At 59.9% G+C, this 24,142-nt stretch carries 25 protein-coding genes; 16 read left to right on the plus strand and 9 right to left on the minus strand.

Annotated features, from left to right (window positions below; translation table 11 throughout):
• Positions 1-93 precede the first annotated feature (93 nt).
• The 10 genes from yajC (at position 94) to ACORLH_RS09455 (ending at position 7,267) form a co-directional block, all read left to right on the plus strand.
• Positions 94-378 (plus strand): preprotein translocase subunit YajC, encoded by a 285-nt coding sequence (yajC, locus tag ACORLH_RS09410; RefSeq protein ID WP_058241802.1) that lies wholly within the window; start codon positions 94-96, stop codon positions 376-378.
• A gap of 69 nt (positions 379-447) precedes the next feature.
• Positions 448-2,112 (plus strand): protein translocase subunit SecD, encoded by a 1,665-nt coding sequence (gene secD / locus ACORLH_RS09415; protein ID WP_321832437.1) that lies wholly within the window; start codon positions 448-450, stop codon positions 2,110-2,112.
• A 2-nt stretch (positions 2,113-2,114) separates the two neighbouring features.
• The gene (secF, locus tag ACORLH_RS09420; RefSeq protein ID WP_321832438.1) at positions 2,115-3,083 is read left to right on the plus strand and encodes a protein translocase subunit SecF; all 969 of its coding nucleotides are present in this window, start codon (positions 2,115-2,117) and stop codon (positions 3,081-3,083) included.
• Complete coding sequence (locus ACORLH_RS09425; protein WP_321832439.1) at positions 3,076-3,831, plus strand: sulfite exporter TauE/SafE family protein; 756 nt, start codon at positions 3,076-3,078, stop codon at positions 3,829-3,831. The genes secF and ACORLH_RS09425 overlap by 8 nt, the downstream gene beginning before the upstream one ends.
• Before the next feature lie 75 nt (positions 3,832-3,906).
• A complete protein-coding gene (locus tag ACORLH_RS09430; protein WP_321832440.1) occupies positions 3,907-4,260 on the plus strand; it encodes an Mth938-like domain-containing protein in 354 nt (117 codons plus the stop codon).
• Between the two features lie 184 nt (positions 4,261-4,444).
• Positions 4,445-5,062, plus strand: a complete 618-nt coding sequence (gene ccmA, locus ACORLH_RS09435) for a heme ABC exporter ATP-binding protein CcmA (RefSeq protein ID WP_321832441.1) — start codon at positions 4,445-4,447, stop codon at positions 5,060-5,062.
• A complete protein-coding gene (ccmB, locus tag ACORLH_RS09440; RefSeq protein WP_321832442.1) occupies positions 5,059-5,715 on the plus strand; it encodes a heme exporter protein CcmB in 657 nt (218 codons plus the stop codon). The genes ccmA and ccmB overlap by 4 nt, the downstream gene beginning before the upstream one ends.
• Positions 5,716-5,803: 88 nt before the next feature.
• Entirely contained in the window at positions 5,804-6,553 is a 750-nt protein-coding gene (locus ACORLH_RS09445; protein ID WP_321832443.1) for a heme ABC transporter permease, read from the plus strand.
• Positions 6,550-6,732 (plus strand): heme exporter protein CcmD, encoded by a 183-nt coding sequence (gene ccmD / locus ACORLH_RS09450; RefSeq protein WP_321832444.1) that lies wholly within the window; start codon positions 6,550-6,552, stop codon positions 6,730-6,732. Before ACORLH_RS09445 ends, ccmD begins: the two co-directional genes overlap by 4 nt.
• Positions 6,725-7,267 (plus strand): DsbE family thiol:disulfide interchange protein, encoded by a 543-nt coding sequence (locus tag ACORLH_RS09455; RefSeq protein WP_321832445.1) that lies wholly within the window; start codon positions 6,725-6,727, stop codon positions 7,265-7,267. The genes ccmD and ACORLH_RS09455 overlap by 8 nt, the downstream gene beginning before the upstream one ends.
• Positions 7,268-7,328: 61 nt before the next feature.
• On the opposite strand, the gene ACORLH_RS09460 is transcribed toward ACORLH_RS09455, so the two are convergent.
• Positions 7,329-7,799 carry a helix-turn-helix domain-containing protein gene (locus ACORLH_RS09460; protein ID WP_321832446.1) on the minus strand — a complete coding sequence of 157 codons (471 nt, stop codon included), beginning with the start codon at positions 7,797-7,799 and terminating at the stop codon, positions 7,329-7,331.
• Positions 7,800-7,853: 54 nt separating this feature from the next.
• Between ACORLH_RS09460 and ACORLH_RS09465 the strand changes: the two genes are divergently transcribed.
• Complete coding sequence (locus tag ACORLH_RS09465) at positions 7,854-8,747, plus strand: SDR family oxidoreductase (RefSeq protein ID WP_321832447.1); 894 nt, start codon at positions 7,854-7,856, stop codon at positions 8,745-8,747.
• 323 nt (positions 8,748-9,070) lie between these two features.
• Here ACORLH_RS09465 and acnA read toward each other — a convergent pair whose 3' ends face one another.
• Positions 9,071-11,758, minus strand: coding sequence for an aconitate hydratase AcnA (gene acnA / locus ACORLH_RS09470; protein ID WP_321832448.1), 2,688 nt, complete (start codon positions 11,756-11,758; stop codon positions 9,071-9,073).
• A gap of 243 nt (positions 11,759-12,001) precedes the next feature.
• Here acnA and ACORLH_RS09475 point away from each other — a divergent pair, with 243 nt between their 5' ends.
• The gene (locus ACORLH_RS09475) at positions 12,002-12,730 is read left to right on the plus strand and encodes a DUF1223 domain-containing protein (protein WP_321832449.1); all 729 of its coding nucleotides are present in this window, start codon (positions 12,002-12,004) and stop codon (positions 12,728-12,730) included.
• A 39-nt stretch (positions 12,731-12,769) separates the two neighbouring features.
• Here ACORLH_RS09475 and ACORLH_RS09480 read toward each other — a convergent pair whose 3' ends face one another.
• The 4 genes from ACORLH_RS09480 to purB form a co-directional block, all read right to left on the minus strand.
• Positions 12,770-13,672, minus strand: coding sequence for a lysophospholipid acyltransferase family protein (locus ACORLH_RS09480; protein ID WP_321832450.1), 903 nt, complete (start codon positions 13,670-13,672; stop codon positions 12,770-12,772).
• A gap of 6 nt (positions 13,673-13,678) precedes the next feature.
• Complete coding sequence (locus tag ACORLH_RS09485) at positions 13,679-14,536, minus strand: DMT family transporter (RefSeq protein WP_321832451.1); 858 nt, start codon at positions 14,534-14,536, stop codon at positions 13,679-13,681.
• A gap of 315 nt (positions 14,537-14,851) precedes the next feature.
• Positions 14,852-15,010: a chitin-binding domain-containing protein gene (locus tag ACORLH_RS09490; RefSeq protein ID WP_321832452.1), complete on the minus strand. Its 159-nt coding sequence runs from the start codon at positions 15,008-15,010 to the stop codon at positions 14,852-14,854.
• A 133-nt stretch (positions 15,011-15,143) separates the two neighbouring features.
• A complete protein-coding gene (purB, locus tag ACORLH_RS09495) occupies positions 15,144-16,451 on the minus strand; it encodes an adenylosuccinate lyase (protein ID WP_321832453.1) in 1,308 nt (435 codons plus the stop codon).
• Between the two features lie 81 nt (positions 16,452-16,532).
• Between purB and ACORLH_RS09500 the strand changes: the two genes are divergently transcribed.
• Entirely contained in the window at positions 16,533-16,967 is a 435-nt protein-coding gene (locus tag ACORLH_RS09500; RefSeq protein ID WP_321832454.1) for a DUF6314 family protein, read from the plus strand.
• Positions 16,968-17,772: 805 nt separating this feature from the next.
• Here the strand turns inward: ACORLH_RS09500 and ACORLH_RS09505 are convergent.
• Complete coding sequence (locus tag ACORLH_RS09505) at positions 17,773-19,515, minus strand: type I secretion protein (protein ID WP_321832455.1); 1,743 nt, start codon at positions 19,513-19,515, stop codon at positions 17,773-17,775.
• Positions 19,516-20,066: 551 nt separating this feature from the next.
• Between ACORLH_RS09505 and ACORLH_RS09510 the strand changes: the two genes are divergently transcribed.
• A complete protein-coding gene (locus tag ACORLH_RS09510; RefSeq protein ID WP_321832456.1) occupies positions 20,067-20,840 on the plus strand; it encodes a DUF3445 domain-containing protein in 774 nt (257 codons plus the stop codon).
• Between the two features lie 74 nt (positions 20,841-20,914).
• On the opposite strand, the gene ACORLH_RS09515 is transcribed toward ACORLH_RS09510, so the two are convergent.
• Positions 20,915-21,739 (minus strand): lytic murein transglycosylase, encoded by an 825-nt coding sequence (locus ACORLH_RS09515; RefSeq protein WP_321832457.1) that lies wholly within the window; start codon positions 21,737-21,739, stop codon positions 20,915-20,917.
• Positions 21,740-21,836: 97 nt separating this feature from the next.
• Entirely contained in the window at positions 21,837-22,745 is a 909-nt protein-coding gene (locus ACORLH_RS09520; protein WP_321832458.1) for a hypothetical protein, read from the minus strand.
• A gap of 192 nt (positions 22,746-22,937) precedes the next feature.
• Between ACORLH_RS09520 and ACORLH_RS09525 the strand changes: the two genes are divergently transcribed.
• On the plus strand, positions 22,938-23,786 hold the full coding sequence (locus ACORLH_RS09525; RefSeq protein WP_321832459.1) for a hypothetical protein: 849 nt from the start codon (positions 22,938-22,940) through the stop codon (positions 23,784-23,786).
• 8 nt (positions 23,787-23,794) lie between these two features.
• On the plus strand, positions 23,795-24,115 hold the full coding sequence (locus tag ACORLH_RS09530) for a hypothetical protein (RefSeq protein ID WP_321832460.1): 321 nt from the start codon (positions 23,795-23,797) through the stop codon (positions 24,113-24,115).
• The last annotated feature ends 27 nt before the right edge of the window (positions 24,116-24,142 follow it).

Below are 24,142 nucleotides of genomic sequence, written 5' to 3' on the forward strand. Positions count from 1 at the left end.
AATGCGCAACCCGCCTTGCAAAACCCCGTTAGCGCACATAGGTTCCCTGCCAAATCGCGGCTCAAGCCGCCTAACGGATCTAAGGACAGACATATGGAAGCCATCGGCCAGTTCATCCCCCTCATTCTCATCTTCGGTATCATGTATTTCCTGCTGATCCGTCCGCAGCAGAAGAAGATGAAAGAGCATCAGAACATGGTGAACGCGCTGCGCAAGGGCGATCAGGTGGTCACCCAGGGCGGTCTGATCGGCAAGGTTTCCAAGGTCAAAGACGCGGAAAACGAGCTGGAAGTTGAAATCGCCGAAGGTGTGAAGGTCCGCGTTGTCCGCTCGACCATCGCTCAGGTGAAAAGCAAGACTGAGCCGGCCGAAGGCTGATCTCACCCCGAAGACCGGCCCGAGGGTTTCCTGACCCCCGGGCCTTTTGTTTTTTGAAAGCGGTTCACTATGCTTCAGATTGATATGTGGAAACGGGTGCTGATCTGGGCGGTTTGTGCGCTCGGGATCCTCTGTGCCCTTCCAAATGGGTTTTATGCGCGGGTTGAGGCCCGTAATGACGCGGTCGCCGCGTTGGAAACAGGCGCCTCGGGCAATGGTCTGGAAGAGCAGGCGGCGCAATGGCCGTCTTTCCTGCCGTCTAGCCTGGTCAATCTGGGTCTGGACCTGCGCGGTGGCGCGCATCTCCTTGCTGAGGTGCAGGTGGCCGATGTTTACGAAAGCCGCCTTGAGGCCATGTGGCCAGAAGTGCGCGACCTCCTGCGCGAAGAGCGCGACACCATCGGCACCATCCGTCTGCAAAAGACCGAAGGCGCTGAGCTGCGGGTGCGGTTGAACCAGAAACCGGATCAGGTTGGCGCGGCCGCCGAACTGGTGCGCGGTCTGGCCCGCCCGGTTGTCAGCCTGTCCGGCGCCGGGGCCACCGACATTGACGTCGCCGTTGATGGCGCCGATATCGTTGTCACCCTGTCTGAGGCCGAGCGTGTTGCCACCGATGAGCGCACCGTGGCGCAATCGCTGGAAATCATCCGCCGCCGGATTGACGAAGTGGGCACGCGTGAGCCGACCATTCAGCGTCAGGGTTCGGACCGGATCCTCATTCAGGTGCCCGGCATTGGTTCGGCCTCTGAGCTGAAAGCGATCATCGGCACCACGGCGCAGCTGACCTTCCAGCCGGTTGTGACCCGCACTTCCAACGCCGATATGCCGGCGGGCGCGGGCAATGAACTGTTGCCGTCGCTGGACACTGAAGGCGAATACTATGTTCTGGAACAGGTTCCTGTGGTCACCGGTGAGGAACTGGTGGATGCCCAGCCCGCCTTTGACCAGAACGGTCGTCCGGCTGTGAACTTCCGCTTCAACACAACAGGCGCGCGGAAGTTCGGCGATTACACCGCTGAAAACATCGGCAACCCCTTTGCGATTGTTCTGGATGGCGAGGTCATTTCGGCCCCCGTGATCCAGTCGCACATCCCGGGTGGGTCCGGTATCATCACCGGCAACTTCACCGTTGAGGAAAGCACCAACCTGGCGGTTCTGCTGCGTGCTGGTGCGCTGCCTGCGGGTCTGGAGTTCCTCGAAGAGCGCACCATCGGGCCAGAACTGGGGGCAGACAGTATCGCCGCCGGTCAGATCGCCTGTATCGTGGCCTTCGTCGCGGTTCTGGTCTTCATGGTGCTGAGCTATGGCCTGTTTGGTCTGTTCGCCAACATCGCGCTTTTGGTGAACGTCGCCCTGATCTTTGGCGCGCTCAGCCTTATCGGCGGCACGCTGACCTTGCCGGGTATCGCTGGTATCGTTTTGACCATCGGTATGGCGGTGGACGCCAATGTGCTGGTCTTTGAACGGATCCGCGAAGAACTGCGCACCGCCAAAGGGCCAGCCCGCGCGATTGAGCTGGGCTATGACCGCGCACTTTCGGCGATCATCGATGCCAATATCACCACTTTCATTATTGCTGTGATCCTCTTCGTCATGGGCTCGGGCCCGGTCAAAGGCTTTGCGATCACACTGGGCCTCGGGATCCTCACCTCGGTCTTCACCGCGATCTTCGTGACGCGGCTGCTGATCGTGATGTGGTTCGAACGTAAACGCCCCAAAACCATCGAGGTCTGATCATGCGTTTGAGACTGTTTAGCGAAGTCCCCAATTACGACTTCTTCCGCCTGCGCAAGCTGACCATGGGCCTGTCTGTGGTGGCGGTCATTGCCTCGCTGGTGGCCTGGCTGGTCATTGGCCTGAACTTCGGCATCGATTTCCGTGGTGGCACCACCATCCGGACACAGGCCGAAACCGCCGTGGATGTGGGCGCCTACCGTGGCGCGCTGGATCCGCTGGGGCTGGGCGATGTGTCGATCACCGAGGTGTTTGATCCTTCCTTTGCCGAGGATGAGCATGTTGCGATGATCCGTATCCAGGCGCAGGAAGGTCAGGAAAGCGTCACCGAAGAGGTGATCACCCAGATCGAAGACGCGCTGAGAGGCGTGGATCCCTCGATCACCTTCCCGCTGGTCGAATCTGTTGGCCCCAAGGTCTCGGGTGAGCTGATCCAAACCGCGATCATTGCGGTTGCGGCCTCGCTGGCGGCGATCCTGTTCTATATCTGGCTGCGCTTTGAATGGCAGTTCTCGGTCGGCGCGGTGGCAGCACTGGCGCATGACGTGATCCTGACCATCGGCATCTTCTCAGTGCTGCAGATCCGGTTCGAACTGGCCACCATCGCGGCGCTGCTGACGATCATCGGCTATTCGATCAACGACACCGTGGTGATCTTTGACCGTCTGCGTGAAAACCTGATTAAATATAAAGTGAAACCGCTGACCGATCTGATGAACCTCACCGTGAACGAAACCCTCAGCCGGACGATCATGACCTCGGGTACCACGCTTCTGGCGCTGATCGCCCTGCTGACGCTGGGTGGCGACGTGATCCGTGGCTTTGTGTTTGCCATCACCTGGGGCGTCATTGTGGGCACTTATTCTTCGGTCTATGTGGCCAAGAATGTGGTGCTGATGCTGGGTGTGAAACGCGACTGGTCCAAGCCTGACAACAATCAGGGCAATCAGTTCGGGAACGTAGATGCCTGACATTCTGAGCGAAGTGCTGGCCTTTGATGGGCTGGCATGGCTCTATGCAGGGGTATTTTTGGCAGGGGCGGTGCGGGGCTTTTCAGGCTTTGGCGCCGCCCTTGTCTATATGCCCATCGCAGGCCAATTCATGCCGCCGGTCTGGGCGCTGATCACCCTTGTGGTGATGGAGGTCTTTGGCCCGATCCCCAACCTGCCCAGTGCCTGGCGCACCGCAGACCTGGGGCAGGTGGGCCGCATCGCCCTGGGCGGGGCGGTGGCTCTTCCGATCGGCCTTGCGGTGCTGCTGGCGGTGGAGCCGGAGGTGTTTCGCTATGCGGTGAGCGCCATTGCGCTGATGGTGCCGTTTCTGCTGATGAGCGGTATGCGCCTCAAGGGGGCAATCACGCCGCCGCTGCAATATGGCACCGGGCTGGTCTCGGGCTTCATTGGTGGAGTGGCCGGTCTGCCCGGGCCGCCGGTGATCCTGCTTTATATGGCCTCCACAACCGCGGCTGCGGTGACGCGGGCCAATATCATGCTCTATCTGGTGGTGGTGGATCTGTTCCTGATCGGCGTCCTGAGCCTGCAGGGCGAAATGGCGCTGATGCCGCTGGTGCTGGGGCTGGTGCTGGCGATCCCGAATCTGCTGGGCAATCTGGCTGGGGCCGCTATGTTCCACCCCGACCGCCAGATACTGTATCGTGTGTTTGGCTATGTGGTGATGATCACGGTTGGCCTCAGCGGGTTGCCGCTGTGGGATGGCTGAGGGGTCGGCCAGTTGGACCGGTTGGGCCGCTTGGGTCAGTACAGTCGGCGATGATCGTTAGGACAGGGGGACAGGATGCAGCTTAACGAAGTGAGTTTCAGCGACGCCGTGCCAGTGGATGGCTATGGCCCTGGGTTTTTCCGCATCGGCGGCAAGGTGATCGAAGGCGCGGTGATCGTGACCGAAAAGCAGGCTCGCAGCTGGGCCGGGCTGCAGGACGCTGAGGCGCTGAAAGCGCTGGCCGGCGATCATGACGTGATCTTCGTCGGCATGGGGGCAGAGATTGCTCATCTGCCCAAAGATTTGCGTGCTGAGTTGGACGCGGCCGGTGTTGGGGTTGAGGTGATGTCCTCCCCCTCGGCCTGCCGCACCTATAACGTGCTGTTGTCAGAAGGGCGGCGTGTGGCGCTGGCGGTGCTGCCGGTTTGAGGGGGAAGGGGGCGTTGCCCCCTCCGTTCAAAAGGGTTTTGAACGTCACCCCCAGAGTATTTCTGAAACGTTGAAAGCGATTTTCGGTAGATTTCCCCGGTTTGCCTGACACAGGTCAAGACGCGGTGTCGCGGCAGGCATTAAGGCGCTTTGCGATGCGCAAACAATGGGATAGGACCATTGCATGGAATTGAATGTGTCAGACCTCACCGTGATCCGTGGCGGGATCAAAGTTCTGGAAGGCGTCAGCTTTGCCGTCAGGGCGGGCGAGGCGCTGGTGCTGCGTGGCCCCAATGGGATCGGCAAGACCACCTTGTTGCGCACGGTGGCAGGTCTGCAGCCGGCGCTGCAGGGGGAGGTCAGCCTTGACCGCGAGCAGATGGCCTATGCCGGCCATGCCGATGGCATCAAGGCCCCGCTGAGTGTGACGGAGAACCTCGAGTTCTGGGCCGCGGTCTTTGGCACCGGATCGATCGCCCCGGCGCTGCAGGCCTTTGACCTGGAGGCGCTGGCGGCACGGCCCGCAGGCGCACTGTCGGCGGGGCAGAAACGGCGGTTGGGTCTGGCGCGCATGGTGGTTACGGGCCGCCCTGTCTGGGTGATGGATGAGCCAACCGTGTCACTGGACACCAGCGCGGTGCAGCTTTTTGCCGAGGCCGTGCGGGCCCATCTGGCGGGCGGAGGTCTGGCGCTGTTGGCCACCCATATCGATCTGGGGCTGGCTGAGGCGCGGGTGCTGGATGTGGGCCCGTTCAAAGCCAAACCACCGGCGCTGGAAGATTTTGACGGAGCGTTCCTGTGATTGCCCTTTTGATGCGTGATCTGAAACTGGCCATTCGCGCCGGGGGCGGCTTTGGTCTGGGGCTGGCCTTTTTCCTGATCGTGGTGGTGCTGGTGCCCTTTGGCGTCGGGCCAAATTCTGGTCTGCTGAGCAAAATCGCCCCGGGGGTTCTGTGGCTGGGCGCGCTGCTGGCGTGCCTGTTGTCACTGGACCGGATCTTTGCGCTGGACTGGGAGGATGGCTCGCTTGATCTTTTGGCCACCGCGCCGCTGCCATTGGAGGCAATTGTCAGCGTCAAGGCGCTGGCCCATTGGCTGACCACCGGGCTGCCGCTGGTGCTGGCGGCGCCGGTCTTTGCCATCCTTTTGAACCTGCCAATCGCTGGCTATGGCCCGCTGGTGTTGTCGCTGTTGATCGGCACCCCGGCGCTGAGCGTGATTGGCACCTTTGGCGCGGCGCTGACGGTGGGGTTGAAACGCGGTGGGCTGCTCCTGAGCCTTTTGGTGCTGCCGCTCTATGTGCCGACGCTGATTTTCGGCGCCGAGATGGCGCGGCGGTCGATTGAGGGGTTGAACGCGCAGACATCGCTCTTGATGCTGGCGGGGATCACATGCGCGATGATCGCACTGCTGCCATTTGCCTCAGCCGCTGTTTTGCGTGTGAACCTTAGATAGGGGGCACGTTTAATGGCCGATATGGAACCGACGAAGACTTGAACAGGGACGCTCTTGCAATGGGCGTCAGGACGGATAGGAAAGAGACATGAGCTCGATCTGGGAATATGCCAACCCAAAAAAATTTATTGCGACCACGGACCGGCTGTTGCCCTGGGTCTCAGCGCTGGCGCTTGGCCTGATGGTGCTGGGTCTGGTTTGGGGGTTTTTCTTCACGCCGGATGACTTCCGTCAGGGCTCAACGGTCAAGATCATCTATATCCATGTGCCCTCGGCCATGATGGCTATTAACGCCTGGGCGATGATGCTGGTGGCTTCGATGGTCTGGATCGTGCGCCGGCATCACGTGTCGGCGCTGGCTGCCCGTGCCGCCGCCCCAATTGGTGCGGTGATGACGGTGATTGCGCTGGCCACCGGGGCGATTTGGGGCCAGCCGATGTGGGGCACCTGGTGGGAATGGGACCCGCGGCTGACCTCCTTCCTGATCCTGTTTTTGTTCTACCTGGGCTATATCGCGCTGTGGTCCGCGATTGAGGATGATGACACCGCCGCCGATCTGACCTCGATCCTGTGTCTTGTCGGATCGGTCTTTGCGCTTCTCAGCCGCTACGCGGTGAACTTCTGGAACCAGGGCCTGCATCAGGGTGCCTCGGTCCTGCGCGCCAGCGCCCTTGCGGGCGACACCGAGGAGCGGGTGAGCAATATCTTTGCAACGCCGCTGTTCATCTCCATGGCAGGCTTCCTGATGCTGTTCATCGCGCTGGTCTTCCTGCGCACCCAAACTGAAATTCGTGCCCGTCGCATGCGGGCGCTCTTGGCCCGTGAAAGGATGCAATGATGCCTGATCTGGGAAAATACGCTGAGGCGGTGCTCTCCTCCTACGCCATTTCGCTTGGGCTGATCGTGGCGCTGGTGGTGCTGTCGGTCCTGCGTGCCCGCAAGGTCAAGGCGCAGCTGGCCGAGGTTGAGGCCCGCAGCAAAACCGGTGGCAAGGCACAGGAGCAGGCAGATGGCTAAGGTCAACATTTTGATGGTGCTGCCGCCGGTGATCTTCGGCGGTCTGGCCGCGACGTTTTTCATCGGCATGATGCGGGAAAACCCGGATGAGCTGCCCACGGCGCTGGCCGGTCGCGACGTGCCCAGCGTTGAGATGACGCCGCTGGGGGATCTGCCGATGTTTGATCTGGCTGACATGAAAGATGGTCAGGTCAAGCTGGTGAACTACTGGGCCAGCTGGTGCGCGCCCTGTCGGGTGGAACATCCCAATCTGGAGGCGCTGCGTGAACAGGGGCTGCCGATCTACGGGGTGAATTACAAAGACAACCCGGCCAATGCGTTGGATTTCCTGGCGGAGCTGGGCAACCCCTATGAGGCGGTGGGCCAGGACGGCAATGGCCGCATGGCGCTGAACTGGGGTGTCTATGGCGTGCCGGAAACCTATGTGATCGACGGCGCGGGTCGCATCGTGACCCGCCACGCTGGCCCCGTGACCCAGCGGGTGATTGAGGGCGTTTTGGCCCCGGCGATAGAAAAGGCGCGCGCGGCTGAGTGATCGGCCCGCGCTGCTTGCCCCTTAAATCAAGCGGACGGGCCGGTGATCTCACCGGCCTTTTCTATGCCTGATCGTGTTTTTTATCATAGTCTTGCCGGGCGTTCTTAATGTCGGCCTCTTGCGCCACCGCCCAGGTCGCCAGACCGGTGATATGGGACAGCAGCGACTGGCCCAGCGGGGTCAGGCTGTATTCCACCGTCGGCGGGCTGGTGGGCTGAACCTCACGGTGGACCAGACCGTCTCGTTCCAACCCGCGTAAGGTGACGGTCAGCATTCGCTGGGAGATCCCGTCAACCGCCCGCAGCAATTGGCGGAACCGTTCGGTGCGCCGCCCCAGCCGCAGGATCACCAGTACCGACCATTTGTCACCGATCCGGTCCAGCACATCGCGCACCGGGCAGCTGCCGGCAAAGTCATTGGCCACCCATTCATCCACGCCGTCATTCATCGCTGTGACAGTGTCCACGGCCATTGGGGTGGTTACCTCAACGTGCCTATCTGATGAAATCATGCCTTCTTTCGCGGTCTTCATGGGGCGCCTATGTGTGGTTCCTAATCGTAACCATCACATTATGGAGAACCAGAGATGACAAAGGAAGTGGCGATTTTTGGGGCAACCGGTGCACAGGGCGCCCCCGTGGTTGAAGAGGCGTTGCAGGCAGGGCTGCAGGTTCGCGCTGTGGCCCGTGATGCTGCTAAGGTGGCGCTGCGTCATCCGACCGCTGAGGCCTATGCGGCAACGCTGGATGACAAGGCGGCGCTGGCTACGGTTTTGACCGGCGTGTCTGCGGCTTTCGTGCACCTGCCGATGCCGACAGACCCCGAGGCGCCGCAGCGCTGGCTGCAGAACCTGATTGAGGTGGCCCATGAGGTGGCGCTGCCATTGCTGGTCTATTCGACCTCGGGCAGCACGGGTGAGCGCTATCCGGCTTCAGCGATGATTTCCGGCAATACCGCGGCGCGGGATGCCATTCTGGCCTCGGGCATTCCGGCCATTGTGTTGCAGCCAACGATTTATCTGGAAAACCTGCAAATCCCGGCCTTCCTGCCAAACATGGCCAGTGAGGGGATCGTGGATTACCCGCCGCTCAGCCCGGAACACCGCGTCAGCTGGACCTCGCACCGCGATCAGGCAGTGGTGGCCGCAGCGGCGCTGCAGCGGCCGGATCTGGCGGGCAAAGCCTATGAAATCGCCACCCCCGACGCGGTCACTGGGGGCAAGCTGGCACAGCTGCTGTCTGACTGGCAAGGGCGTGCGTTGAGCTTCCAGCCACTGACGCCCGAGGCCTTTGGCAACCGGGCGGAGGCCGCCCTGGGCGCACCGGGTCTGAGCTATGTGTTGAGCGACCTTTATGGTGCCTTGAACCAGGTGGCGCCTGATCAGCTAGCCATCAACACGGGTGAGGTTGAGGCGACATTTGGTGTCACCCTGTCCCCCCTGGCCGCGCAGATCCGGCAATGGTCCACTGTCACCGCCTAGGGTCAGCGGACATAAAAAGGGCCCGGTACAAGACCGGGCCCAGCTAAAAAAGGAATTGCCTGCACATGAGTGGTATCTCTCTGGAGACCCCTTCCAGCCACCCTGTGCAATCGTATAGCTATCCATTAGTACGGCATGCAGGCTGATTTCTTAGGGCGATCCGCAAAGAAATCTCCCAATAGGGTGAGTTTTTTCGGATCTCATCCCGCTAAAGGGGAGTGTTGCCGCCCACCGGTCCCGTAGGGTGCCATAGAAAAGCCCGAAGGATTTGCATCGCTTCGGGCTTTAACCACCTGTTTATGTGCAGTTATTCGGTTGCGAGGTCAGGACTTGGCCAGATTGCGCAGCACATAATGCAGCACGCCACCGTTTTCGATGTATTCTACCTCAACCTCGGTATCGATCCGGCATTTCAGGGTGATGTCCTTCACCGTACCATCGCCCATGGTGATGGTGCAGGGCACCTCTTGCAGCGGCTCCACACTGTCGAGGCCGGTGATGGAAACGGTTTCCTCTCCGGTCAGCCCCAGCGTCTTGCGGCTGTCCCCGCCGGTAAATTCGAACGGAATCACCCCCATACCAACAAGGTTTGACCGGTGGATCCGCTCAAAGCTTTCCGCAATCACCGCTTTGACGCCCAACAGCGCGGTGCCTTTGGCCGCCCAGTCGCGGCTGGATCCGGCACCGTATTGTTCACCGCCAAAGACCACCAGCGGCGTGCCGGCCTCTTGATAGGCCATCGACGCCTCATAGACCGAGGTCTGCTGCCCATCGGGACCTTTGGTATAACCGCCTTCAACCCCGTCCAGCATTTCGTTCTTGATGCGGATGTTGGCAAAGGTGCCGCGCATCATCACCTCATGGTTGCCCCGGCGCGATCCGTAGGAGTTGAACTCACGCGGTTGCACCTGCCGGTCGGTCAGATACTGCCCCGCCGGGCTGGAGGCGGCAAAGCTGCCCGCGGGGGAGATGTGGTCGGTTGTGACCATATCGCCCAGCACCAACAGCACCTTGGCACCTTCAACGTTGCTGATTTTGCCCGGCTCCATGCCCATGCCTTGGAAATAGGGTGGGTTCTGGATGTAGGTTGAGCTGGCAGGCCAATCATAGACCTCCTGCTGAGGCACCTCGACGCTTTGCCATTTCTCATCCCCTTTGAAGACATCGGCATATTTGCTGAGGAAGGCCTCACGGGTGACGGTTTTCTCAACCAGTTCCGCAATCTCGGCATTGCTGGGCCAGATGTCTTTCAGGAAGATATCTTTGCCGTTCTGATCCTGACCCAGAGGTTCTGTTGTCAGGTCGATATTCATGTCACCGGCCAGCGCATAGGCCACCACCAAGGGGGGCGAAGCCAGATAGTTGGCGCGCACATCCGGGCTGATCCGGCCCTCAAAGTTGCGGTTGCCTGACAGGACTGAGGTGGCCACCAGATCGCCATCAGCAATTGCTTTGGAAATCTCCGGCTGCAACGGGCCAGAGTTGCCGATGCAGGTGGTGCAGCCATAGCCCACAAGGTTGAAACCGATGGCATCCAGATCCTCCTGCAGGCCTGCGGCCTCCAGATATTCGGTCACCACCTGTGACCCCGGCGCGAGCGAGGTTTTGACCCAGGGCTTGCGGTTCAGCCCCAGGGCACGCGCCTTGCGGGCCACCAGACCGGCCCCGATCATCACATAGGGGTTTGAGGTGTTGGTGCAGGAGGTGATCGAGGCGATGACCACCTTGCCTGACGACAGGCTGTAATCTTCGCCCGCAACCGCCACGGTCTTGTCCGTAGGACGTTTGAAGGTCTCTGCCATCTCGCGACCAAAGGCGGCACTGGCTTCGGTCAGGGCGATGTGGTCTTGCGGCCGTTTCGGGCCTGAGATCGCGGGCACAATGGTGCCCATGTCCAACTCCAGCGTGGAGGTGTAGATCGGATCATAATCCGCATCCCGCCACAGCCCGTTTTCCTTGGCATAGGCCTCAACCAGCGCCAGGCGATCCTCATCCCGGCCGGTTTGGCGCATATAGCGCAGTGTCTCGCCGTCGATCGGGAAGAAACCGCAGGTGGCACCATATTCCGGCGCCATATTGGCAATAGTGGCGCGATCGGCCAGGGGCAGATTGTCCAACCCGTCGCCGTAGAACTCCACAAACTTGCTGACCACGCCATGGGCGCGCAGCATTTCCACCACTTTCAGCACCAGATCGGTGGCGGTGGTGCCTTCGACCATTTCGCCGGTCAGTTTGAAACCAACAACTTCGGGGATCAGCATGGAAATCGGCTGACCCAGCATAGCGGCCTCAGCCTCAATCCCGCCAACACCCCAGCCCAGCACGGCCAGACCGTTCACCATGGTGGTATGGCTGTCGGTGCCGACCAGCGTGTCGGGGTAGGCGACCATGTCACCGTTCTGATCGGTGTCGGACCAGATGGTTTGCGCCAGATATTCCACGTTCACCTGATGGCAGATCCCGGTGCCCGGCGGCACCACGCGGAAATTGTTGAAGGCGGACTGACCCCATTTCAGGAACTGATAACGCTCCATATTGCGTTCATATTCGCGGTCCACATTCATCTGGAAGGCCCGCGGATTGCCAAATTCGTCAATCATCACCGAATGGTCGATGACCAGATCCACCGGGTTCAGCGGATTGATCTTCTGTGCGTCACCTCCAAGGCCGACAATGCCGTCGCGCATCGCGGCCAGATCCACCACCGCCGGCACGCCGGTGAAGTCCTGCATCAAAACGCGGGCCGGGCGATAGGCGATCTCACGCGGGTTTTTACCCCCCATGGCGCCCCATTCGGCGAAGGCTTTGATATCGTCAACAGACACGGTGCGCCCCCCGTCCTCAAAGCGCAGCATGTTTTCCAAGACCACCTTCAGCGCGGCGGGCAGCTTGGCGAAATCGCCAAGGCCTGCGGCCTGAGCGGCGGGGATGGAATAATAGGAAATCGATTGGCTGCCAGCGGTCAGGGTTTGACGCGTTTTGGCACTGTCTTGTCCAACTGTGATGGGCATGGCTGGTCTCCCTCTTGAAATACGATAAGGGTCTTGCTGCGATTGGTTCTGCCGCATCCCGCGTGAGCGATCAAGTCTGGCGCGCGGATGCCTTTGCGCTAAGGCCGCACAAGTGCTGTGAAAATTGGCACGTCCCGTCCGATCACTTAGGCTATCACCGTCTCGTGACAAATCATTGATTGGTTATTTCAGCCCGAATTGGCTAAAACCAAGAAAAGACATTCGTTGGGGAAAACGAAACTCATGCGTCGACTGGTTACCAAGTTTGCCGCGGCTTTGGCCGTTTGGGGCAGCGTGACGACTGTGGCCTTACCCACGGCGGCCGCCGCCCAATCTGTAGACCGCCCTGTGGTGGTCGAGCTTTACACCTCGCAGGGCTGTTCGTCCTGTCCGCCTGCAGATGCCTTTCTGGGTGAGCTGGCCAAACGGGATGACGTGATCCCCTTGGCGCTGCACGTGGATTACTGGGATTATATCGGCTGGAAGGACAAGTTCGCCTCACCGCAGCACACCGAACGGCAGAAGGCCTATGCCAGCGCCGCCGGGCGCCGCTCGATCTACACACCGCAGATGATCGTGCAGGGGCAGGAACATGTGGTCGGCAACCACCCCAAAAACGTCAACGCGTTGATTGAACGTCATGGTGCGGCGGAGGTCACGGTGGATCTACAGCTGTCGATCACCGGCAATCAGCTGCAGGTCACAGCCAGCAAGGTCGCCCGCGCCAAGACCCCGGTTCTGGTGCAGCTTGTGCGCTACATGCCGCGCAAATCGGTGCAGATCCGCTCTGGCGAAAACGCTGGCCGTACAATCACCTACGCCAATATCGTCACCGACTGGCAGCTCCTCGATGAATGGAACATGCGCCGGCCGCTGGATCTCAGCACCAAGGTCAGCGGAGAGGATCCGCTGGTGGTGATCGTGCAGGAACGTGGCCCGGGCCGCATTCTGGCCGCGGCGCGTCTGCGCTGAACCAGCGATCAGAGAAATCAGGAGCCGGCGGGGGACCCCTCAGCCGGCTTTTTTCTTACCACGTTGTTTCCAGCGGCGATGCACCCAGAACCATTGCTCGGGATGCTGGCGCACCATCGCCTCCAGCGCGTCGTTCATCGCCTGCGCCATGTCCTCGGCGCTGCCATGGGGGATCTCATCCTGAATGATGGCACGGAAACCATAGCCATCGGGCTGGCGCACACCAAAGACCGGCAGCACCAGCGCGTTGTACTTCAATGCCATTTCCGCAGCCGACAGGGTGGTACGGGCCGGATGACCAAAGAAGGTCAGATCCGCGCCGTCGCTGACATGCTGATCCACCAGAAGAGCGATGATGTTGCCGCTGCGCAGGTATTTCACCATCTGGGCCAGCCCACGGCGACCGCGGGCAAAGGCGGGTTCGGCGACGCTTTCGATCGCGGCTTCCCAATGTTCGTTGAAATAGCTGTTGTCCAGCGGCCGGTAGAGTGCGCCCACGGGCGAAAAATCACGTGACACCGTGGCGCGCACCGCGTCGTGGTTGCCAAAATGCCCGGAGACCAGAATGACAGGCCGCCCCTCGGTATGGGCCTTTTCAAGGGCCGCCACACCGGGGCCTTCGGGTTTGGTCTCGGCCAAATGTTCCTTCAGCTGCGCGCCGGAATAGATTTCCACCAGCGTGCGGCCAAAGTTTTCCGGCACTTGCCGGGCCAGGCGGCGCTTGTCGGCCTCAGACAGGTCGGCCCAGACCAGATCCAGATTGTCTCGCACCCGCTTGCGATAGCCCAGAAGCGGCGCCAGCACCCGCGACATCATCGCGCCCATCAGCCAGACCCGTGGCCGATAGGGCAGGCACAGTGCCAGCTTCAGCGGTGCGCTGAGGATCAGATTGGCCGTGTACTGGCCCGCACGGGTCAGAAAGGGGGGCTTGGGTTGGGCCATCTGGGATCAGGTCCGTTTCTGCGCAGTTTCTCGATGCCAGACATAAATCCCAGCCACAACAATCACAAGCGCCCCGATCACCGTCCAGAAATCCGGGTATTCATCAAAGAAGACCATGCCCCAGAGCGTGGCAAAGATCAGCCCGACATAGGCAAAGGGCGCCAGCATCCCGGCCTCACCCAGTGACAGCGACTTGATCAGCAACAACTGCGAGATGGTGCCGAAACAGGCCAGGAGGCACAGCAGCGCAAAGGAGGTCAAATCCAGCGGCGTCCAGTAAAACGGCACCAGACAGCTGAGGATCACCGCGCCAAAGGCCGCCGTGTAAAGGAGCGAGGTCCAGGGATCCTCATTCATGCCCACATAGCGGGTAACAAGGTTATAGGCCGAATAGAAAAACGCCGCCGCCAGCGGGAACAGCGCATAGACCGAAAACACACCGCTGCCGGGGCGGATGATGATCAAGGCGCCGATCAGCGATACCGCAATGCCAAAGGCGCGGCGTGGGCCCAGCGGTTCCCCCAAAAACAGCGCCGCGCCCAGGGTGATCAGCACCGGGTTGATGTCCATGATGGCGGTGGCCTCAGCCAGACCAATATGGGTGATCCCGGTAAAGAAGGAGGCGGTCGCCCCAAGCAGGATCACCGAACGCGCCAGCTGCAACAGTGGATAGCGGGTGCGCGCCACAGTCTGAATGCGGGGCAGAACGATCAGGAATACCATCATGGTTTGACCGGCGTAACGGGCCCAGACCGCCTGCAGGGTGCCAACCCGTTGGCTCAACTCCTTGGCGGTGGCATCCATTGCGGCAAAGAAAAAGATGGCGCTGATCATCAGCAAAATGGCTTTGGTGTTTTGGGACATACGCGGCGCGGATCCGTGGCTTGAGGGGATATCAGATCGCCGTGTAAGGGCCGTAAGATCTGGCCGGGCAAGCCGACATATCGGCTTTAACGCATCCATTTGTAACTGTCACCGCAGAGTTTTCGCGCAGGTGACAGGGAAACGGCGCGCTGGTTGCGCCGGCCTGTAGACCAATTTGAAGGTGAGATTTGGGCCCTAAGGCGCTGTAATTGCGCCTTTGTTTGGGGCGTGAATGGCTTGGAGACGCTCAAAAGCTCCCATGCCAAAGGCGATGCCTCTGGCTGGTTTCAACGGGTCCGATCCGTCGAAGGGGCGTCAGCCGGTGACCTTGACGCAGGCCCGTGCGGTTTCATCCCAGACGGTGCCGTCGGCGCAGCTCATCGCTTGCTGGCTATGGCCGGAGGAACAGCCCATCGCATAAGACGTGATGGGGGCCACGGTCAAAAGGGCGGCGATCACAAGAGTTCGATACATTGGCAGGTCTCCCTAAAGATCCGCTACCCTACCACAAATCCGGCGCAAAATCGAATGGGCGTCCCGCCAGCCCCACCGGCCCAAAAAAACCGCCCCCCGAAAGGGGCGGTCTCATCATCTCAGGACAGGCGGCTTAGGCTTCGCCAAACACCCGTTTGAAGATCGTGTTGACATGTTTGGTGTGATAGCCCATGTCGAATTTCTCGTTGATGCCATCAACGCCAAGCGCGGCCACAACCTCATCATCGGCCAGCAGCAACTCGCGGAAATCAACACGCTCTTCCCAGACCTTCAGGGCGTTGCGCTGCACCATGGAATAGGCGTCTTCACGGCTGACACCGGCCTGGGTCAGGGCCAGAAGCACCCGCTGCGACATCACCAGACCGGGGAATTTGTTCATGTTGTCCAGCATGTTGTCGGGGAAGATCAGCATCTTCTCAACCACACCGGCCAGACGGTTCAGCGCGAAGTCCAGCGTCACGGTTGCATCCGGACCAATGCCACGTTCCACTGAGGAGTGCGAGATGTCACGCTCATGCCAAAGCGCCACGTTTTCCATCGCCGGGATCACGGTCATGCGCACCAGACGGGCCAGACCGGTCAGGTTTTCGGTCAACACAGGGTTCTTCTTATGCGGCATCGCCGAGGAGCCTTTTTGACCCATCGAGAAGAACTCCGCACCTTCCAGAACCTCGGTGCGCTGCATGTGGCGGATTTCAACGGCGACGTTTTCAATCGACGAGGCGATCACCCCCAGAACGGCAAAGAACATCGCGTGACGGTCACGCGGGATCACCTGGGTGCTGATCGGTTCTGGCTTCAGGCCCAACTGCTCGCAGACATGCTCTTCAACGGCGGGGTCGATGTTGGCGAAGGTGCCGACCGCGCCCGAGATGGCGCCGGTGGCGATCTCTTCACGGGCCTGCTGCAGACGCGCCTTGTTGCGGTCCATTTCAGCGTAGAACCGGGCAAAGGTCAGGCCCATGGTGGTGGGTTCGGCGTGGATGCCGTGGCTGCGGCCCACACGCACGGTGTCTTTATGTTCCATGGCGCGGGTTTTCAGCGCCGCCAGCAGGCGGTCCATATCGGCCAGCAGAATGTCCGCGGCGCGCACCAGCTGCACGTTCAGGCAGGTGTCCAGCACGTCCGAGGAGGTCATGCCCTGATGCACAAAACGCGCCTCTTCGCTGCCAACATGTTCGGCCAGGTGGGTCAGGAAGGCGATGACATCATGTTTGGTGACCGCTTCGATCTCATCAATGCGCGCCACGTCAAATTCAACGTCCTTGGCTTTCCAAACGGCATCGGCGTTTTCCTGCGGGATCACCCCCAGTTTGGCCTGAGCGTCACAGGCGTGCGCTTCAATCTCGTACCAGATGCGGAACTTGGTTTCCGGTGACCAGATGGCGGTCATTTCGGGGCGGGCATAACGAGGGATCATCGGTTTTTCCTTGATCGGCTGGAACTCGCGGTTTCCTTACCTGTGTGACGAGGTTACGACAAGGGCAGGAGGGCGGATAACATGGCTGAGATCCCCGTAAATCTTGATCTTTTTGCCTTTGAGGGGCGTTGGCAGCTTGACCGTTTGGTCACAAATGCCGTTGGCCCGGATATGACCCTCACCGGATGGGCCGAGTTTCGCCCCCATGAGGGCGGGCTGATGCTGATCGAAAGCGGCACGTTACAGGTGGCGGGGCAGCCGCCGATGCAGGGGGAGCAGCGCTACATCTGGCGTCAGGAGGGGGCGGAAATCGCGACCTTCTTTGCTGATGAGCGCCCGTTCTTCCGTTTCACACCTGCCGGTCAGATCGCCGCCGCCCATTGGTGCAGCCCGGACCAATATGACGTGGTGATGGAGTTCGCCCATTGGCCCGACTGGCAGGCCACCTGGACGGTCAAAGGCCCGCGTAAGGATTATGTGATGCGCTCGCATTACCGTCGCGCCGTGAGTATTTGAGGAACATTGAAAGGCGCTTTCATCGTTTCTAGGGTCAGGACCCACTCATTTGACGCCACTGGTTTGACTGGTCTTGTTCCTGACAAGGCACATTGGTGCAGAAATACTGGTTGTATATTAAGGCGATGTAACGCAGCTCAGGGGCAAGATCAGTCAAATCTTGCAGACCCAGGAAGCGCTGCAAAGCAGCGGCTTTGGCCACTTGAAATTGACCCCGGCAGTTCCCGCGTGTCCAAAACCTCTGCTTTATTGCCCTTCCAGGGCCAGTGACGTCAAATGAGTGGGTCCTGACCCTAAATACTCTGGGCTGAATGCGGTCAAAACTCCATTTTGAAAGCAGAGGTGCAACGCCCCTTTCCCTGCTGTGGCAAGCGCCAGATCTGCATGTGCCGCATATCCGCCAGACCCAATCCCATATAACCCAACGGTCCCGCCGCGCCCCTTTGTGCGGCGCGATATCGCCCATCGCGCGCGGGCGCATCAGATCGGACATGGGGGATATCCTTGGGCCATGCGCTGCGTTGCAGAGGGGGGTAGGAGGAGAGGCGGAGGGGGGTAAAAATCTATCCAAAGTATAGGTCGCAATTAGATACACTTCGGCGCAATTTCTGAATGTTTGGATTTTTTTCTGCGGTGTCCGGGAAATCCTGCTTCAGCCTTGCTGATGCGTGCCGGATCCTGGCCGCGTATCGCTGGATCGTCGTTCTCAATCTTCGGAATGTGACGTCGAAGAGATCATGAGGTCCTATATTTGGTTCTGTTTTGGACCGAAGTCAGGGTCAGCACCCAAGGTCGTATGTTTGTTTTAGAAGCCGCCCAGAAGAGCCAGCAGGGGGAGGAAACCTAAGAGGCCGCTCATTCCTGCTTCCATTGCCCCGCCGTCGTCTGGGCTTTCTTCTTCGGCGGGTGGTTCGTTCTCCTCTGCGGGTGGTTGTGCGGGTGGTTGGTCGGGTTCGCTTGGGGTGACAATCAGGACTTCGTCGTCTGGTTCGGTGTCGCTGTTGGCTTGTTGTTCCAGTTTCACCATCCTGTCGAAGTCCTCGGTATAATTGGGATCTTCGACCACGACCCTTATGATTTCATAAGCGTCGAGCTCGGCCGTGAATATGCCGTCTCGGAAGACGTCAGCCGGATCCAGCTGGGTGACTTCCGCCGGGCTTTCGCTGTCGGTCGGGCTGTAGCCGTCCTGAACCCCAAGAACCTCAACCCGCATGGTGCCACCGGCCTCCAGGATCTGGTTGAAGTCAATCTCGGTCTGTTGTGCCTCATCGTTGTTGGAGGCGATGAAGGTCACGAAGGTGTCTTCGCTGTAGAACGCATGCACCGAGGTTTCCTCTTCGGTCACCTCATGTTCATCGCGATCATCGGGGCTGAGATCCAGCGCCGTGGTGTTGGGCAGCACCTCATTCATCATGCGGAACATCTCACCGGGGACGGTCAGGGGGACTTCTTCGCCCTCATTGCCGGCCAGGTTGGTCAGGTTGTTCTGCTGGATCGCCCAGACAAAGCCCGAGTCGACACCGTGTTCGGTGAACTCCTCGGTCATGTTCAGCATTTCATGGGCCTGTTTCAGACCGTAGTTTTCGGTCACGTCCCAATTGTGGGTCGCTTTCAGGTTCCATTCGGTGATGTGCTTTTCCAGCTCACCAAACCGTTCGTCCCAGGTCTGTTCCACGGTGCGCAGATCGAAATCGCGGCTGCCGGGGTTGTCAGCCCCTTTGGAATAGATGTGCAGCGCCAGACCATCGACCGCTTCGATCTCGGAGGCTTTGTCATACTCCGACATGATGATTTCATTCATCACCTTCGGCCAGGCCACATCGCCTGAATTGTAGATAAAGACCTCGGGGTCCAGATCGCCCAGGTTATAGTCTTCGATCACCGCCGCCAGCTGCTCTTCGCCGGTCAGGAAGTGGTCATAGTCATTGGACAGGCGCGAGGAGCCGTAGTTCTGGCCGTTCTGTACCAGGATATCGATGTCCTGAAACAGCTCTGCCTGCGGGTGGGCGTTGATTTCCTGATGCACGATCTCGGCCATACGGGCCGAGACACGACCGTATTCCAGCGCGGTCATCTCACCGCTGCCCCAGTATTCGTTGCCAATCTCAAAACCGCGGATGGTCGGCTCGCCATATTGGCCGTCCAGCGTGTCACGAATGAAGTCCCGCAGCACCTGATCATCCACCGCTTCGGTCCGGTGACCGCTCGCGTCAGCTTCCTGGCTCAGGTAATAGCGCGTGGGTAGCACAACCGTGACGTCGATGTTGTTGTCTTCGGCATAAGACATGAACTCGCTATAAGGCAGCAGCTCAACCGTATTGCCGGTGTCGGGATCGATCGCCGTCTCTTTGTCCGGGTCACGTAGATCGAAGTAGTCTTCGGTCAGCGATCCACCGGGATAGCGGATGTGTTCCACGCCAAGCGCGGCCACTTTTTCATCATAGGTGCCGTCTTCGCCGATCTGATCCCGGCTGGACAAAACATTGGCCCCAAAGAGTTCTTGTGTGTACTCATTAGCGCCCAGAGACTGTGCGTTCAGATAAATCATTACTGCTCCCTCTTTTCTTCACGAAAAGGTGGTTAGGGTGTTCGCTTCGATTTTTCGGACGCTTCCCAACCTTATTTTTTTTGATGCTCGATAGGTGGGGAGCTGCCTGATGTAGATTTCTGAGATGGAGACTGTGGAAGGCCCCGTGCCAAGTCCACGGCAAGCCGGAATTGCCGACTTATTCGAGGTCCGATACCCCCCAAAGGAGGTGTCATTTCGCCTTAAGAGCGCAAAATTTTATCCTAAAATCCGGCGGGGTGCCGTCGTGACCATGTCGAATTTTTCGCCCTCTCCGGGGCGATCGCTGGTCTTTTCCCATGCCAATGCGACTCGGGTGATTCGTTAAGTCGAGTCACCAAAGGTCGGCGCAAAAAGCGCGGGGTTTTCACGCCTGGGACAGGCGTTTTTACCACTTGCATGCGATAGGGGTGTGCAAGCCTCATGCCATGCCGCCATTCTTTTTGCAGCGGCTTGATATACCTAACGGCCTAGGCCATCTGGATGTTTAGCTCTCTTTTCAATTTATTTCGTTTTTTGTTAGATCGGGGGCTATGACGCAGATCTTACAGACAAAATTGCCCTATGATTTATCCGCCCAGCGGCCCCTGCCGGGGATCCAGCCGCTGGATATGGCCGAATGGCTACATGTGGATGAGGCTTACCTCGGCCAGATGGCCTACCGCGCGCAGTTGATTGCGGATAAACGCGACAAGGTGATCGGTCTGCTGCCTGAAGCGGAAGGGCCTGCGGCGGAGCTGTTGGATCTGGTTCTGAGCCAACTGGCCAGCCGCCCGGATTTCACTGTGAGCGCGGAAACCGTGCTGCGCCCGGATGGTCAGCGGGTGCAGATTGACCGCAATGATCCGATGGCCACCCTTGGGCATCTGGTGCAGGAAGATCTGTGTATCCTGCAAAAACAGGGCGGCGAACATGTGCTGACCGGCGCGGTGCTGTGTTTCCCCTCCAGCTGGACGTTGGCGCAGAAGCTGGGCAAGCCGCTGATCGCGATCCATGTGCCGGTGGACGAATATGACGCCAACCTGGCCAAACGGGTTCAGCGGCTGTTTGACGGTGTGCGCCCCGGCCGGCCGCTCTGGCGGTTCAACATCCTGTGGTACGGCGTCAGTGAGCTGCATTACCCAAGGCCGGAATTTGATCACCGCGAATGGGTCAGTAAGGCGGAGGCCTCTTTCCTGCGCTCAGAAAAGCAATGCATCCTGCGCCTGCCACAGACCGGCGCGGCGGTGTTTTCCATTCACACCTTCATGCTGGAGGGCGATCTGGGCCGCGCCCTGGCGGCGGGACCGGCCAGCGTTGCGCGCTGATTGAGACCTTGCACCCGGCGGTGAGGGGGCAATGAGTATTTGGGGATCATTGAAAAGGGCAGGGGCGCATGCCCCTAGGGCGCGTCGATACGGGCAGCCATCAGTGCGATGGCCTGCTGATAGACTGTTGCGGCGTTCCATTCCTGAATGACTTTGAAGTTCCGCTCCCCCTCCTGATAGGGACGGCCGCGGCGCCAGCCTTTCTTTTTCAGGAAGTTCGCGGTGGAGGTCAGCGCATCCACCCGGTCCGTCAGATCAACCCGGCCATCGCCGTTACCATCAACCCCGTATTTCAGGATATTGCCAGGCAGGAACTGGGTGTGGCCCACCTCACCATGTTTGGCGCCCAAAGTGCCTGCGCTCAGCCCGCCGCGATCCACCAGCTGCAGCGCTGCCAGCGCATGTGGGGTGAAAAAACCTGGGCGGCGGCAGTCATGGGCCAGCGTGGTGATGGCATCGACCACATTGCTGTCCCCCATGAAGCGGCCAAAGCCGGTTTCCATACCGTGAATGGCCAGGATCACCCCGGCAGGCACGCCATAACGTTTTTCCAGCGCCGCAAAGAAAGCCGCATCCTGCGCTTTGCGTTTGCGCCCCTGTGCCACGATGGTGGTGGCGCCGCGGATCTGCATGAACTTGTCCAGCGAATAGCGAAAGCTTTTCTGGTTGCGATCGGCGGCAATGGTGCGGCTGGCATATTGCGCCCCGGCAAGGGCGGCGAGGCCGCGTTGTTTCACGCCCTTTTTGCGGGCGTAACTGGCGAAGTCCTGTTTCCAGGCCTGAAAACCCACCGCGCTGTTACCGCAGGTGGCCGCCGTGGCGGCGGGGGGCTGGGTGAGGGATAAGGTCAGGGACAATAGGGTCAGGGGGACGGCGGGTCTAATTAGGGCGCGCAGCATCGGCAACCTCCGGCAAAGGGCGTGGTCTGAATATGCATAGGGTCGGGCAGGTGAGGGGCGCACGTCAAGCCCGGCCTCAGCGGTGAGGGGGACGGGATTAACCGGTGGGTTCGGCCAGATGGCTCAGCCGGGCAAAGCGCGAGGGGTGTTGATCCGCACTCATGCCACGGGCCTCAAACAGGCGGCGGGCCTCATCCGCGTAATGGCGCGCCTCCTCCGGCTTGCCCGTGGCAAAGGCCAGTTCCGCCCGTTCCTCAAACACCAGACCCAGTCCAAAGCCCTGCGGGCCGATCTCGACCACCAGCCGCTGCAGCTGGTCCAGCGCTTCGGCATTGCGGCCCAGATAACGCAGCATCTTGGCGGCGTTCACCCCTGCAACCCGGCGTTCGTTTTCTGCCCCCAGGCTGCGGCGCAGCGCCTTGTCGCGGTTGAACATTTCCAGCGCGTCGGCGATCTCGCCCGCTTCGAACAGGGCCCAGCCGAGGTTGTTGTAAAACGGGCCCAGCCAATGGCGTTGGCTCGGCGCCTCGCGCGTTAGTCTCTCGGCCTGATCCACAATGGCGCGGGCCACGGCGGGCGGTGCGGCGATGGCCTGCATGTGCAGCGCATCCAGAGCCACATCGGTGGCGGCCGCTGCGCGGGCCTGGCCTGCCGCCTGATGAAACCCGGTGGCCGCCATGGCGCTGCGGCCCTCTTCGCGTGCCAGCCGCGCCCGTTCCAGGGTGATACGCGCCGTTGTTGCGGCTGTGGGGCCTATTGCCTCGGCCTGATCCAGCAGCAGCTCGCCTTGAGTGAAATCGCCCTCCAGCCCCGCCATCCGCGCCAGCTGAGTGAGCCAGATCGCCTGATCCTGAGGCGCCGTGGCCGCCGCCAGCGCCGCCTCCAGCCGCGCCTTGCTGGCAGGCAGATCGTCAAAGTCCCAAAGCGCGTCAATGTCCATGCAACCTGCCCAGGTCTGTTCAAATTGGTTGAAGGGCAAACCGGCCCGTCCGTCAGATCTTACCATGCCTTGATCTCTGACAAGGGGCAAGCAGGGGGTGGGCGAGGGCATGTGCCGGTGGTTTCGGTGGTCCCCAGTTCACAGGACACATACGCGGTGGAGGCTATTAAAGGCGGAAAGGCAAGATCACGCTCAATTCACGTTTGAGCAGGCAGAAATAGGATCAGCCTATTTGAAACCATAGATGGATTTTTCAAGATGCTGAGACACTATTCAATTTTAGCGTTGTTGGTGGTTGGTCTTGCGGCCTGTACGAAGCCGCTGCCCGAGGACACAACGGATGAGTTTACCAAGCTTGCGACTTCTGCGGCGTCCATCACTGGTGTGCCGGCGGAGTTGCAGTCTGTCGCGCTGACAGGTGCTGCCGAAAACCAGCGTCTGTGCCAATACCTATCAGGCAAAACCATTAAGCTGGGCGCGCCGGCAAAGCCGCCCAAACCCAGTGAATTGGCCCTGAAACAAGCAGCCGCAGGCAAGGCGCTCAAGTCCTACGTTCAGGCGCTCACCGATGCGACCAGCGGCAAAAGCCTGCAAAAGCTGACGGAGGCACAGGCGGGTCTGACAACAGCCGTGACCGAGTTTTCAACGATTGCGTTTGGTGAAACGCAAGTCGGCCCGGTGTCTGAGGCCGCGTTTGCCCTCGTCTCCCGCGTTGGGGAGGCGCGCCGGCAGGAACGTATCCGCGAGGTTATGCGTGACGCGATCGATCCATTGTTTATCCTGGAGGCTTTGCTGAAGCGGGATGTTGGTGAAGTTACCAAACAGTCGGAACAAGCGGTGGCAAAATGGGACACGCAGGCAAAGTGTGTGCTGTCGAACAGCCGCAAATTGGATGGGTCTATCGAACGTTTTAAAGAGTTCGATCAACGCAGCCAAACCCTGGCCAATCAGATGAAATCGATCAAACGGGGTCCCGATGCGGTCAAAGCGCTGCGTAAGGCGCATATTCTGGCGGTGACGGAACCTACAAATTTCGAAGAGGCGATCAAGGATGCGGTGGCCGTCCTGAAAGACTTTGAATCTCTTTTTAACGCAGTCGAAGGATGAGGTGATCCATGAGCACGACAAATAACAAACTGGCCAAAGATCGGATCATCAACGCCTTGGGGGATCTCTATCGTGTCGAAAAACACAGCGATATGACGCAGGCCCAGAAGGATGAGGTTGCGACCTCAATTGCCGCTTTGGAAGAAGAGTACCTGAGCCTACTGGGCTATGATGAAAACACCGATTATTCCGCTGTCACCCAAAAGTTCAAATCTGCCAAGGACGCATTGGACAGTGTCAAAAAAGACCGCGAAGAGTTGGCGAACAAATTCGTCAAAGCCTCAAAACTGTTGGGGTCCATCGGCAGCGTGCTGAAACTCATACTGTAGCGGCTGTTAAAGGAAGCACACCCAACG

The organism is Thalassovita sp. (assembly GCF_963691685.1).
GTDB lineage: Bacteria > Pseudomonadota > Alphaproteobacteria > Rhodobacterales > Rhodobacteraceae > Thalassobius.